This is a genomic window from Pseudoalteromonas tunicata (genome assembly GCF_002310815.1).
GTDB classification, from domain to species: domain Bacteria; phylum Pseudomonadota; class Gammaproteobacteria; order Enterobacterales; family Alteromonadaceae; genus Pseudoalteromonas; species Pseudoalteromonas tunicata.
On the sequence record NZ_CP011033.1, the window covers coordinates 867,366 to 880,628 of the forward strand.

Here is a 13,263-nt window from a genome sequence, read left to right on the forward strand (position 1 = left end):
AATTACTCCATCATTTTTTCAATTGGCATAACAAGAATCGAGCTTGCACCGAGTGCTTTGAGTGATTCCATTGTTTCCCAAAATAATGTTTCTGAGCTCACCATGTGCAGTGCGACTAATTCATCAGATGCAGCTAATGCAAGAACCGTCGGTTGACCTGTGCCTGGTAATAATGCGCATATTTCATTTAAACGAGATTTTGGCGCGTGTAGCATGATGTATTTACTTTCTTTGGCTTGTTTCACACCACGTAAACGCGGTAATAACTTGTTTATCAGAGACAGTTTTGCATCATCTTTTAAGGCGGGGTTTTGAATTAAACAGGCGTTAGACTCTAAAATTGTTTCACCTTGAATTAAACCGTTCGCTTCTAAGGTTGCACCAGTAGATACTAAGTCACAAATTGCATCCGCAAGACCTGCGCGAGGTGCCACTTCGACTGAACCAGTTAACATTACGACACTTGCAGAAATATTTTCACGCTTTAAATATTGGCTTAAAATTTCAGGGTAGGTTGTTGCAATGCGCTTACCTTGAAACCATTGCTTGTCTTTTGGGCCTAACTCTTGTGGCCAAGCAAGGGCAAGACGGCAATAACCAAAATCAAGTTGGGCTAATTTTGTAACTTCACTTGGCAATGATTGGCGTGCGCGGTCGGCTGATGCCTCAACTAATACGTTTTCACCTACAATACCTAAATCGCATACGCCATCCATAACAAGACCTGGGATATCATCGTCACGAACACGTAATACATCAATTGGCATGTTGGTTGAGTGTGCGATTAAACGTTGTTCACGAAGTTCAAGTTTAATGCCTAGTTGTTTCAGTAAGTCTTGGCAGTCTGTAGATAAACGGCCTGATTTTTGTATTGCGATGCGTAAGCGTGTTGAATCTGTCATTTTCTTTTTCCTAATTAGTAAAACTAAAAACCCCGAGGGGAGACCTCGGGGCGAAAATGAAAACTATTTAAATTCGCTAGAGGCTCCTTTTAAGGAATAACCCCTCAGCGAAAGACCTGAAAGGCTATTCCGATGAATGATGGTGATGATGAATAGTGTTCAGGTTAAAAATCATTGTTTAATGCTCTTGTTTATTTAATGTTGCTAGAGTGTTGAATACCCCTATAGAAAAACATGGATTTTTAAATCGTGCAATATAAAAGAGATGAAAACTTTAGAATATCTTATAACTGACGATAATATAGTTATGGCAACAAACAATAAAAGGATTTGAAATGGACGCGATTTTACCCTTTCTGCCCCGTATAGCACACATTACCCCATCAGAGCGACGTTCGATATATGTGGCAGGTGTGAAAGATGCAAAAATAAGAAAGATAAACAAAGAGTTAAAAAGGTTGGAAGAACAAAAGCTCAGTGGTGAAAAATCAGAGAAACCCACAGAGGATGAAGACGAGTCAGACTCTCATTTAGACATTTGGGTGTAATATACCTCATTTATTTGCGAGCTTAATGTAATCATTTTTTCAATAATTTAACTAGTCAGCTTCTGCTTGGTCACGTACCATATCGGTTCAAATTGCTGCTCCAAAGAAGTGAAGTCAAATCTACCTATGCCATTAATTTCAGATATTTTTAGTGCAACAGGACCGCTTGCATTACAAATCGATGGCTATCAGCCTCGCCAAGCTCAAATCGATATGGCTTTAGCTGTTGAAGAAACAATAAAAAAGCAGCAACAGTTGGTGGTTGAAGCAGGTACGGGTACAGGTAAAACATTTGCTTATTTGGCACCTGCTTTGCTGAGTGACAAAAAAGTGATTATTTCTACAGGTTCAAAAGCACTGCAAGAACAACTTTACCATCGCGATTTACCTAAGCTCTTAAAAGTTCTCACAATTGGAAAAAAAACCGCCCTTTTAAAAGGGCGAGCCAATTATTTATGTCCGTACCGTTTAAACCAACATGTCAGTCATGTACCGACAGATGATATTGATGTGATGCATGAGTTGGCAATGGTCGCTAAATTTGCAACGCAGACAAAAACTGGCGATATGGCAGATTGCATAGGCATTGAAGAAGATGCAAAAGTGTTACCTTATGTTACCTCTACTGCGGAAAACTGCTTGGGCAAAGAATGCCCTGAATTTGACAATTGTTATATTAAAAAAGCGCGATTAAAAGCGATTGATGCAGAGTTAGTGGTGGTAAACCACCATTTGTTTTTTGCCGATATGGCGGTAAAAGAGGGTGGTTTTGGTGAACTTATTCCCACTGCTAGTGCATATATTTTTGATGAAGCTCATCAGTTATCTGAAATTGCCAGCCAATATTTTGGTCAATCGGTCAGTACAAAATCGCTGTTTGATTTAATTAATGACTTAAGATTGGTTTATCGAACTGAGCTGTTTGATATGATCCAACTGGGTAAGTCACTTGATAAACTTCAAAGTAGTGTGGGTGATTTTCGATTACAGTTCCCACTTGAAAGTAGCCGAGGGGATTGGCGTGAAACCCATAAAAATGAAAATGTGAAGCGGGCTGTTGAACGTATTATTAATGACATCACATTTTTGTATCAAGTCACAAAGTTAGCGTTAGCGCGTAGTGATAACATTGCCCATTTGTTTGACCGGTGTGTGGAATTGCGAAAGCTACTCGATTTAATGTTTGATACCAAAGCTCATGGTTTTAGTTATTGGTATGAAACCACAAAACGTAATGTTACCTTTAATATCACTCCGTTAAATATTTCGGACAAGTTCGCTGCATTGATTGAAAAGTCTGATGCTGCCTGGGTGTTTACCTCTGCTACTTTATCGGTCAAGGATGATTTAACGCATTTTAATTTAGCGTTAGGGCTAAAGCCTTCAAAGAGCTTTATTGTCGAGAGCCCTTTTGATTACCATAATCAAGCGTTACTTTGTTTACCACGCTATTTACCTGAGGTGAATTCGCCTGATATGGCACATAGCCTAGTCAAAATAGCACTTAAGATGATTGCAGCCGCAAAAGGTCGCTGTTTTATTTTATTTACCAGTTATCGAATGATGAATTTAGTAGCTGAAGGACTCAGTAAACTCGTTCAATACCCTGTTTTTGTCCAAGGCCAAACCTCAAAACGTATTTTACTTGAGAAATACATTCGTCACGGTAATGCAATTTTGCTTGGTACTGCATCATTTTGGGAAGGGGTTGATGTACGTGGCAGTAGCTTAAGCTGCGTAATTATTGATAAACTGCCTTTTGTGGCACCTGATGACCCGTTATTACAAGCTAAAATGCAAGATTGTAAAATGCAAGGGGGTGATCCTTTTGCGTTAATCCAACTACCACAAGCCGTTATAACTTTAAAGCAAGGTGTTGGGCGATTAATTCGCGATCAGAATGATAAAGGCGTACTCGTTATTTGTGATAACCGCCTAGTCACTCGCCAATATGGTGGGTTATTTTTAGCCAGTTTACCTGCGATGCAACGTACTCGAGACTTAGACAGAGCAGCCGATTTTTTAACTTTGATAGAATAATATGAGCCAAATAATTTTAGCCTTTGATGCATCAACTGAAGCATTATCTATAGCATTAAAGCATGAAACAATTTCAAACCATTTTGAAGTTTGTCCGCAAGAGCACAGTCAAAAAATATTACCAACCATTGAGCAGGTTCTTGCTCAAGGAAATTGTGAACTAGCAGCCCTTGATTTGATAGCCTTTGGCCAAGGACCCGGTAGTTTTACAGGGGTCAGAATTGGTGTGTCGATTGCCCAAGGTCTTGCTTATGCAGCGAATTTACCTGTGGTGGGTGTGTCAACTCTTCAAATCATGGCGCAAGAAGCGATAGCAAAACATCACTGTGATGATGTTTTTGTTGCCATTGATGCCAGAATGAGTGAAATTTATTTTGCTCATTATCAAAAAAATGCGGATGGCCTTGCTCAATTAGTGGGAGAGGAAATGGTGATACACCCTGAAAAAGTGTCATTACCCTTATGCTCAGCTGTTGCAGTCGGCACGGGGTGGCAAACTTATCCCGACTCAGTAGCAAGAGACAACATCTCTGTTGACTCGACAATCATCTTACCTAATAGCTTGTACATGTTGCCCTTAGCAGAGGCAAAGTTTAATGCTGGTGAAGCAACCGATGCAGCTAATGCTCAACCAGTTTATGTTCGCGATACTGTCACTTGGCAAAAACTACCAGGACGTGAATAAGTTATATTAAGTTTGGCTTATATTTACAAATTGATTGGCTCATTTATACTTCGGTAATCTACATTGGTTTATGAATCGACGATGGCTGTAACACTTTTATCAACAACGGATGGTGGACGACTTTACAGTGTAACGTCGGGCAAATCTGCTTTTGTTAAAAAACAGCCTGAACACACTTTAGAAGCAAAATCACCGTCAGCTTCTTATATTCGAAATGATGTTAATGCATTAGCGGGTCTTGCCCGCGATAACCCATTTGCTAGCTCAGTTTCTTCGACGATTTACGACAAGCCCGATCATAAAGCGAGTTTAGCAATTTCGGCTTATAAAAGTTTTGCTAATATGCAACGACGAGAAGAAGTACAGCAGCTTGTTGGTGTAGATATTTTTGTTTAACTAAGCGAATCTATTAAAGCTAATTAGGCATTGTTGTAGGTGAATATAACAATTTCAGCCGAATTATTATTTAAACTGCACGTTTACTCGCTTAAAAAAGGGAAGCCTCGCTTCCCTTATGAACCAAAATTCAGTTTTATTATTTACTGCTTAATATATTCAATCATTTTTGCAGCAATATCAGTATTGTTTAAATGACCTCTAAACGCTTCAGAACCTTGCCCATAAGCAAATACTTGAACATCAATAGCTGTGTGACCACCTGTTGTCCAGCCGGTATAGCTTTTAGAATTAATAATTGCTTTAACAGCATCAAATAATGCATCTTTACCTTGTTCTTTTGCTTGAGAAAGAGCTTGCAGTTGCGTTTTATCAATCGGCCATGAAACGTATTTTTGCCACGTTGCGTTAATATCTTGGTGTTTTAATATTTTTTTTGCGAGACGTTCAGCGGTTACTTTGACCCCTTTGATGACCTCAGTATCCCATTTATACTCGCCATTTGCACCAAGTGTAAGTCCACCTGTAGAGTGATCTGCCGTGATAACTAGTAAGGTATCAGGATGTTTATCAACATAGTTTTTTGCTGCTTGAATTGAATGAGCGAAATCATCCATTTCACCCATTGCACATCGAATGTCATTGGCGTGTCCACACCAATCGATTTGACTGCCTTCAATCATGACAAAAAAACCATCTTTATTTTGTTTTTCAAGCAGTGATAACGCTTTATTTGTCATTTGAGTAAGGCGATCGGGTGTTGAATCAATCGCAAAATCCATTCCTATTTTAGCAAATAACCCAAGAGCTGGGATTGAGGTAATGGAATTAATTGAAGATAAATCATCACTGTACTGATAACCTGACTGGATGAATTCAGCCACTAAATCACGATCGTTACGTTTGAAATAGTCAGTACCACCGCCTAACAGTAAATCAACAGGTAGGCGACCATTAATTTTGTTATCTATGTAGTCATTTGCGATTTCGTTGTAGTTTTTACGATGAACATTGTGTGCAGCAAAGCTTGCAGGTGTGGCATGGTTAATTTGAGATGTTGCAACAAGAGCTGTCAACATGCCGCGTTTTTTTGCGATTTCTAGCATGGTTTCAAGCGGTTTTTTTGCCGTATCGACAGCAATAGCACCATTGTAACTTTTATGGCCTGTACTTAGGGCTGTCGCACCTGCAGCGCTATCGGTAACATAAGTATGATCATCAGGAAAAGTACGTGCCATACCGGTCAAAATAGAATCGAATACGGTTGTCTCGACGTCTTTTGTTGTTAGGTCATCGGAGTAATAGCGATAAGCAGTGGTATAGGCTGGGCCCATACCGTCACCAATCATGTAAATAATATTTTTTGGCGCACTGGCATAAACGGATGATGAAAGTAAACCTAATGCGGTTAGGGTAAATATTTTTTTCATAGTATGTTCTTATTGTCTGGGAAGCTTTATTTTACGTGCATCATTGTATAATAAAAACAAATTTATGTGCGTAACCGTTAGATAACAGTAACCAATTGTAAGTGAGAAAACTGTGACGTTCGATTCAATAATTGTAAAAAGCAATGATTTAACTTTACGCGGTATTAAGCATGGAGACAAAACTCAGCAAACAATTTTAGCACTGCATGGCTGGCAAGATAATTGCCATAGTTTTATTCCTTTATTTAATTTTTTAACTGAATATCAATGTTATGCTTTTGATTTTCCTGGGCATGGACTCTCTGACTGGCGCCATTCGTCAGCACATTATTATTTAACTGAATATGTTGATGATGTGCTAAACATGATCAAAAACGAAATTAAAGAACCTATTCATTTGGTCGGGCATTCAATGGGGGCAATGGTCGCGACATTATTTACGGCATGCTTTCCTGAAAAAGTGAAAAGCCTAACGTTGATCGACGGTATTGGATTTGTGACCACCGCGGCAAATAAATCATCACAACAGCTACGCCAAGCGCTCGAAAATCGTTCTCGACTTCATAATAAACCAGCTAAAATTTTTCAAGATTTAGAATCATTAATTCTGATGAGAATGCAGGTTTCTGATTTAAATAAAGAAAACAGTGAATTAATTATGCAGAGAAATTGTATTCCTATTAATAATGGCGTAAAACTATCCATTGACCCAAAACTGAAACTTGCATCTGCATTTCGTTTTTGTGATGAGCAAGCCCATGAAATTTGTAAGAGTATTCCACATAATGTGCATGTAGTACTTGCCAGCTCCAATAGTGCTGGTTTTAGTGAAAAATATGCAGAGTATGTGAAGGATTTTAACGCAATTACCCGCTATGATTTAGACGGTTGCCATCATTGTCATATGGAGCAACCACAACGGCTTGCCGCCATTTTGCGTCAGATTGTCGCTTTGGCAAGTTGAGGGAATTGTATGTTAAGAATAAATGTGTGATTATATGCGGCCATTTAGAGTAATTACTCAATTGTTAAATCGCCTTAGTTAAATTAAGGTAACTATAATGAATAAAAATAAGAGGAGCTAACGGTGGATAAAATCTGGCTAAACAGGTTTCCAGAAGGCATGCCTGAAGAAATAGATCCAAGACACTACAACTCCCTGCTAGACCTATTTGAAATAAGTTTTGCGGAGTATGCCCAATTACCAGCATTTTCTAACATGGGTAGGGCGTTGAGCTATCAAGAGCTAGACGTTGCAACTAAAAAGTTTGCTGCGTATTTACAACATGATTTAGGTCTTAAAAAAGGTGATAAAGTGGCTGTTATGATGCCTAATCTATTGCAAACTCCAATTGCAATTTTAGGTATTTTACGAGCCGGCTGTACGGTTGTGAACGTCAATCCTCTGTACACAGCGCGTGAGCTTGAACATCAGCTTAATGACTCAGAAACTACCGCTATTGTTATTTTAGCCAATTTTGCCCATACACTTGAAGAAGTGCTTGGCAAAACGGGTGTGAAACACATAATCCTAAGTGAAATTGGTGATATGTGTGGCGGGCTGAAAAAACACCTAGTGAATTTTGTTGTTAAACATATTAAAAAAATGGTACCTGCTTTTTCATTACCAAATGTAATTCCATATGCACGTTTGATGGCTGATGCTGATGCGAAGCATTATTCACGACCAGAGCTTACTCATTTAGATTTAGCCTTTTTACAATATACCGGTGGTACAACGGGTGTTTCTAAAGGCGCAATGTTAAGTCATGGCAATATGGTTGCTAATCTTGAACAAGTATCAGGCTGTTTAGATACTGTACTTGATCGCGGTAAAGAAATTGTAGTCACTGCGTTACCGCTTTATCATATTTTTGCGTTAACGGCTAACTGCTTAACCTTCATGAAATATGGTGGTTTAAATTTATTAATCACAAATCCTCGTGATATGAAAGGCTTTGTAAAAGAGCTAAGTAATAACCGTTTTACTGCAATCACAGGTGTGAATACGCTTTTTAACGGATTGCTTAATACTCCAGGTTTTGATGAACTTGATTTTTCGAACCTAAAGTTATCTTTAGGTGGTGGTATGGCTGTGCAGCGTCCTGTTGCTGAGCGCTGGCAAGAAGTAACTAAAACACGTTTAGTTGAAGGCTACGGTTTAACCGAATGTGCGCCACTTGTTACTATCAGCCCGTACGATTTAGCTGGTTATAATGGCTCAATTGGTTTACCAGCACCTAGCACTGATATTAAAATTATGGGTGAAGATGGCCAAGAAGTTGCAAAAGGTGAAGCGGGTGAGCTTTGGGTTAAAGGCCCACAAGTAATGCTTGGTTATTACAAACGACCAGAAGCGACAGCTGAATGTATGCATGATGGTTGGTTTGCAACTGGCGACATTGCGACCTACGATGATGAAGGGTTCTTTTATATCGTCGATCGTAAAAAAGATATGATCATTGTCTCTGGTTTTAATGTATTTCCAAATGAAATCGAAGAAGTATGCATGATGAATTCAGGCGTGCTTGAAGTGGCAGCAATTGGTGTACCTCATGAGGTCAGTGGTGAACAAGTTAAGATTTTTGTTGTTAAAAAAGACCCTTCTTTAACAGAAAAAGATATAATAGCTCATTGTCGTAAGAATCTAACTAACTACAAGGTCCCTAAATTCGTTGAATTTAGAGAGGAACTTCCTAAGACTAATGTAGGTAAAATTTTAAGGCGCGCCTTAAAAGAAGCAAGTTAAGAAAAGCCGGCTCAGCCGGCTTTTTTATTAAAGGGGCTCACACTTGCACTATCAATATATCCAAGAACAATCACAACTTGATGAATTTTTACAAGCCATTTCGACTCAATCAGTATTAGCAATTGATACTGAGTTTATGCGCAGACGTACACTTTATCCTGAAATAGCCCTTATCCAAGTGTTTGATGGTCAACACTTAGGTTTAATCGATCCATGTTGCGATCTCGATTTAAGCCGTTTTTGGCAGATTATGTCTGATGCTGCAATTCTGAAAGTACTACATTCTCCCTCTGAAGATGTTGAAGTATTTTTAAAGCATGGCTGTATTCCAAGTCCAATTTTTGATACTCAATTTGCTCTAAGTTTGCTCGGTGGTGCCAATTGTCTAGGGTTTGCCATTATGGTTGAGCGTTTCTTAGGCTTAACCATTGATAAAAGTGAATCAAGAACAAATTGGTTGCAACGACCACTCAGCGCTAGCCAACTCGAATATGCGGCAGGGGATGTATTTTATCTGCTACCTTGTTTTGAAAAAATTCGCGCTGAAATTGAAGCTCTTGGATTTATGAATATCGTTATTGGTGAAGGTGATTTACTCGTTACCAAACGCGCTTATCAAACACCTGATGAAATGCTTCATATTGATATCAATAACTCTTGGCAGCTGCAGCCTGCTCAATTGGCCGTACTGAATCAATTGGCTGTTTGGCGACGCGATAAAGCAAGAGAAAAAAACTTAGCGCTTGGTTTTATTTTAAAAGAGCCAACTCTTTTTGAAATCGCCAGACGCCAACCGCAGTCAATGAATCAATTACGAACAATTGCGGGCATTGAACCGATGGAAATCAATAAATCGGGTAAGCAAATTTTACAGTGTGTTGAAGCTGGTTTAGCTGCACCAGTTGAAACACATCCTTTGAAGGTAACGCGTTTAATTGATTATCCTGACTATAAAAAGTCAGCTAAGTTAATCAAACAAAAGATCACTAAAGTAGCAGAAAAGGTCGGTGTACCAGTTGATGTGTTTGCAAGCAAAAAACAGATCAATCAATTGTTGAGTTGGCATTGGAAACTTAACGAACAAAATCGCTCGCACGTTTTGATACCAGATTTGATGACTGGCTGGCGAAGTGAATTACTGGGTGAAACTTTAAAAGAGTGGCACGACTAGTGATGATTAAAAAGGGTTGCTAGTAGCAACCCTTTTTAAATTAACGCCGATTATCGTCAGGAAGTGTTACATTCAATTCTAAAACTGATAAGTCATCTTCATTTTGCTCAAACTGTACCTGTACTTGATCAGCACTAATGTGAACATATTTGCGGATCACATCAAGGATATCTTGCTTTAATTGTGGTAAATAATCAGGTGTACCACGTTGCGAACGTTCATGTGCAACTATGATTTGTAACCTTTCTTTAGCTACCGATGCAGTTGCTTTTTTAGGTGAACGAAAATAGTCAAGTAATGCCACATTATCCTCCGAAAATCCGTTTAAAGATGCCTTTTTTCTCAACATTTAGAAAGCGGAAATCAACTTTTTCGCCCAACAGACGATTAATTGCATCTTGGTATGCTTGGCCTGCATCCGATTGAGTATCTAAAATAACAGGCTGACCTGAGTTAGAGGCATTAAGTACTGCCTGAGATTCAGGAATAACACCTAACAAGTCGATTGCAAGAATGTCTTGAACATCTTCAACCGATAGCATTTCGCCTTTCTCGACACGTTCTGGATTGTAACGCGTTAACAATAAATGTTCTTTAATGTTCTCACGACCTTCTTCAGCACGCTTTGATTTACTTTGTAATATACCAAGAATACGGTCTGAATCTCGCACCGATGATACTTCTGGATTTGTTGTTACAATCGCTTCATCTGCAAAATATAAGGCCATCATGGCACCGGCTTCAATACCTGCAGGTGAATCACACACAATAAAATCGAATGTTTCTTTTAATTCGTTTAAGACGCGCTCGACACCTTCTTTTGTTAAAGCATCTTTATCACGGGTTTGTGATGCCGGTAACAAAAAGAGTTTATCGACACGTTTATCTTTAATTAACGCTTGGTTTAAGTTGGCTTCATGATTAATTACATTAACAAAATCATAAACAACACGGCGCTCACAACCCATGATTAAGTCGAGATTACGTAGTCCGATATCGAAATCGATAATAACCGTTTTATACCCTTTAAGTGCCAGGCCAGTGCCAATTGCTGCACTTGATGTAGTTTTGCCTACACCGCCTTTACCTGAAGTAACGACAATAACTTTTGCCATGAATGTTATCCTTTAACCAATGCGGTAATTTCTAATGATTCTTGTTTTAATTGCACACAGGCTGGTTGACCCCAAAATTCACCTTGGAGTGATTCACTTAACCAGTAATTTCCATTGACTGAAACCAATTCTGCCTCTAACTTTTGGCAAAATATTTGCGCGTCACTGTATCCTTGTGCGCCAGCAATTGCTCGGCCTCTCAGAGGGCCATAAATATGCACGTTACCATCAGCAATAACTTCAGCTCCGTGACTAACTGCACCGTGTACAATTAAGTCACGGTTTTTTGCATAAACTTGTTGACCACCTCGCACAGTGCCATTGATGACTTGCGGAGGAAGATACACTTCTTTTTCAATGACCGTGGTATTGGTCTGAACTTTGGCAGCAGGTTTAGTATCTTGCGAATAATTAAGTACAGATAACATTTGCTCTTTTGCTGCTGTATTTTGACTTTCAGTGCCATTACAGACACCAACAGGGTTGAGTTTTAAATCAATTAAGACTTGTTTAAGCTTGATAAAATCAATTTGTTGTTCAGCAACCGATTGCAGATTAATAACGATCGGGGCACCATAAAAAAATTTAGGTGCTTGAGAAATTTTCTCATCAAGTTGCTTTGCTAGCATCTGAATATCATTTTGATAAACATGAAGCACTGAAAGCGTAAATAGATTGCCTTTTAATTCGAATATTTGTTCTGACATAGCTGCTCTATTGGATTGCGTACCTGTTATTATATTTTTTCAAAAACACTCGGCTTGGCCGCAAAATCTCTCACTTTTTAATTCTTCCATGTTATAGTGTGAATCACCCATAAGCAAGACGAAAAGGCTATCAATGTTAGCTGCTGTATATAAAAGTAGTAAAAAAGCCGACACTTATCTATATGTAGAACGTCGCGACGATTTTTCAAGTATTCCAGAGCCTTTAATGGCAACTTTTGGCAAACCTCAGTTTGTAATGTTAATTAACATGCGCGATAGAAAAGTACTAGGTGGTGCCGATATTGAAAAAGTGCGCAATCAACTTGCACAGCAAGGTTTTTATTTGCAAATTCCACCACCAAATGAGAACTTATTAGAACAGTTACGAAATCAAAACGGAGCAAATAGTTTGTGATGAAAAAAATTGCGTTAGTCGTTTTTAGTGCTGCAGGTTTATGTTTGACAAGTGCAGTTCACGCAACAGAACAACATGATAAGTTTAATCATTATGTTGCTGCATTAAAGCAAGAAGCAGCATTAAAAGGTTACAGTAATGATTTAATTGAACAGGCTTTTGCGACAGTTCAATTTAAAGAGAAAGTGATCAGTGCTGATAAAAATCAACCTGAAGTAAAAGAAACCCTTGAAACTTATTTACCCAAACGTGTTCCGCAGTGGAAAATTGATAAAGCAAGACGCTTATACCAAGAAAATAAACCACTCCTTGATGACATCGCAAAAGAATATGGCGTTCAAGCACGTTTTATTGTTGCGCTTTGGGGACTTGAAAGTAACTTTGGTAAAATTCAAGGCAGCTTCCCTGTCGTTTCTTCTCTGGTAACACTTGCATTTGACGGTCGCCGAGAGGAAATGTATAAAAACCAACTTTGGGCTGCACTTGATATTTTAAAAGATGGTCATATCGATATTGATCACTTTAAAGGGTCTTGGGCCGGCGCTATGGGGCAAACTCAATTTATGCCAACTTCTTTTGTTGCTTATGCAGTTGATTACGATAAAGATGGCAAAAAAGACATTTGGCAAAATCAAAAAGATGCGTTTGCTTCGATAGCAAACTACTTAAAACAGGCTGGCTGGAATAACAATTTAACTTGGGGTCGTCAGGTAAAACTACCAACAGACTTTAATTCTGACTACTTTATCAAACGTGGCACTAAGTCACGTAAAGAATGGTTAGAACAATGGCAAGCATCGCAGCGAGATTTAAAAGCATGGAATGAACTTGGTTTACGCCGTGCTGATGGATCTCCTTTACCCGACGTACCTTTAACCGCAGCATTAGTGATGCCCGATGATGCAAAAGGTCGCGTTTATTTAGCATACGATAATTACAAAGCATTAATGCATTGGAATCGATCATATTATTTTGCTACCTCAGTTGGTTATCTCTCTGACAGAATTGCTTATCCAAAAATCTAACCTTTTTTAGGTTTGAACTTTGCGCCCCATCAGGCTTTGGGCTAGAATGCCCGCCTTATTGGGGCGATGTAGAGACTTAA

Annotated in this window: 14 protein-coding genes; 9 read left to right on the forward strand and 5 right to left on the reverse strand. The window is 38.8% G+C overall.

All coding sequences use genetic code 11. The annotated features are described in order from the left end of the window. Window positions 1-2: 2 nt before the first annotated feature. Window positions 3-902, reverse strand: coding sequence for an ATP phosphoribosyltransferase (gene hisG, locus PTUN_RS21185; RefSeq protein ID WP_009836652.1), 900 nt, complete (start codon window positions 900-902; stop codon window positions 3-5). Between the two features lie 335 nt (window positions 903-1,237). Between hisG and PTUN_RS21190 the strand changes: the two genes are divergently transcribed. From PTUN_RS21190 to PTUN_RS21205, 4 genes are all read left to right on the forward strand, one after another. Continuing rightward, window positions 1,238-1,450 carry a hypothetical protein gene (locus PTUN_RS21190; protein WP_009836651.1) on the forward strand — a complete coding sequence of 71 codons (213 nt, stop codon included), beginning with the start codon at window positions 1,238-1,240 and terminating at the stop codon, window positions 1,448-1,450. Window positions 1,451-1,576: 126 nt separating this feature from the next. Further along, entirely contained in the window at window positions 1,577-3,490 is a 1,914-nt protein-coding gene (locus PTUN_RS21195) for an ATP-dependent DNA helicase (protein WP_009836650.1), read from the forward strand. Between the two features lies 1 nt (window position 3,491). Continuing rightward, window positions 3,492-4,175 carry a tRNA (adenosine(37)-N6)-threonylcarbamoyltransferase complex dimerization subunit type 1 TsaB gene (tsaB, locus tag PTUN_RS21200; protein ID WP_009836649.1) on the forward strand — a complete coding sequence of 228 codons (684 nt, stop codon included), beginning with the start codon at window positions 3,492-3,494 and terminating at the stop codon, window positions 4,173-4,175. 81 nt (window positions 4,176-4,256) lie between these two features. Then, window positions 4,257-4,571: a hypothetical protein gene (locus PTUN_RS21205; protein ID WP_009836648.1), complete on the forward strand. Its 315-nt coding sequence runs from the start codon at window positions 4,257-4,259 to the stop codon at window positions 4,569-4,571. 143 nt (window positions 4,572-4,714) lie between these two features. Here PTUN_RS21205 and PTUN_RS21210 read toward each other — a convergent pair whose 3' ends face one another. After that, window positions 4,715-6,001: an alkaline phosphatase gene (locus PTUN_RS21210; protein WP_009836647.1), complete on the reverse strand. Its 1,287-nt coding sequence runs from the start codon at window positions 5,999-6,001 to the stop codon at window positions 4,715-4,717. A 112-nt stretch (window positions 6,002-6,113) separates the two neighbouring features. Here PTUN_RS21210 and PTUN_RS21215 point away from each other — a divergent pair, with 112 nt between their 5' ends. The 3 genes from PTUN_RS21215 to rnd all read left to right on the forward strand — a co-directional run bounded on the left by PTUN_RS21215 (window position 6,114) and on the right by rnd (window position 9,921). Continuing rightward, window positions 6,114-6,965, forward strand: coding sequence for an alpha/beta fold hydrolase (locus PTUN_RS21215; RefSeq protein WP_009836646.1), 852 nt, complete (start codon window positions 6,114-6,116; stop codon window positions 6,963-6,965). 123 nt (window positions 6,966-7,088) lie between these two features. After that, entirely contained in the window at window positions 7,089-8,750 is a 1,662-nt protein-coding gene (gene fadD, locus PTUN_RS21220; RefSeq protein WP_040643435.1) for a long-chain-fatty-acid--CoA ligase FadD, read from the forward strand. Between the two features lie 43 nt (window positions 8,751-8,793). Continuing rightward, on the forward strand, window positions 8,794-9,921 hold the full coding sequence (gene rnd / locus PTUN_RS21225; RefSeq protein WP_009836644.1) for a ribonuclease D: 1,128 nt from the start codon (window positions 8,794-8,796) through the stop codon (window positions 9,919-9,921). 40 nt (window positions 9,922-9,961) lie between these two features. Here rnd and minE read toward each other — a convergent pair whose 3' ends face one another. Genes minE through minC form a run of 3 tightly spaced genes read right to left on the reverse strand, consistent with a single transcriptional unit; the run spans window position 9,962 to window position 11,743 of the window. Further along, the gene (gene minE, locus PTUN_RS21230; protein ID WP_009836643.1) at window positions 9,962-10,225 is read right to left on the reverse strand and encodes a cell division topological specificity factor MinE; all 264 of its coding nucleotides are present in this window, start codon (window positions 10,223-10,225) and stop codon (window positions 9,962-9,964) included. Between the two features lies 1 nt (window position 10,226). Then, on the reverse strand, window positions 10,227-11,036 hold the full coding sequence (gene minD / locus PTUN_RS21235; RefSeq protein ID WP_009836642.1) for a septum site-determining protein MinD: 810 nt from the start codon (window positions 11,034-11,036) through the stop codon (window positions 10,227-10,229). A 5-nt stretch (window positions 11,037-11,041) separates the two neighbouring features. Beyond that, window positions 11,042-11,743: a septum site-determining protein MinC gene (gene minC, locus PTUN_RS21240; protein ID WP_009836641.1), complete on the reverse strand. Its 702-nt coding sequence runs from the start codon at window positions 11,741-11,743 to the stop codon at window positions 11,042-11,044. A gap of 133 nt (window positions 11,744-11,876) precedes the next feature. On the opposite strand from minC, the gene PTUN_RS21245 reads away from it, so the two are divergent. Next, complete coding sequence (locus PTUN_RS21245; protein WP_009836640.1) at window positions 11,877-12,158, forward strand: YcgL domain-containing protein; 282 nt, start codon at window positions 11,877-11,879, stop codon at window positions 12,156-12,158. After that, complete coding sequence (locus PTUN_RS21250) at window positions 12,155-13,183, forward strand: lytic murein transglycosylase (RefSeq protein WP_040643434.1); 1,029 nt, start codon at window positions 12,155-12,157, stop codon at window positions 13,181-13,183. Before PTUN_RS21245 ends, PTUN_RS21250 begins: the two co-directional genes overlap by 4 nt. The last annotated feature ends 80 nt before the right edge of the window (window positions 13,184-13,263 follow it).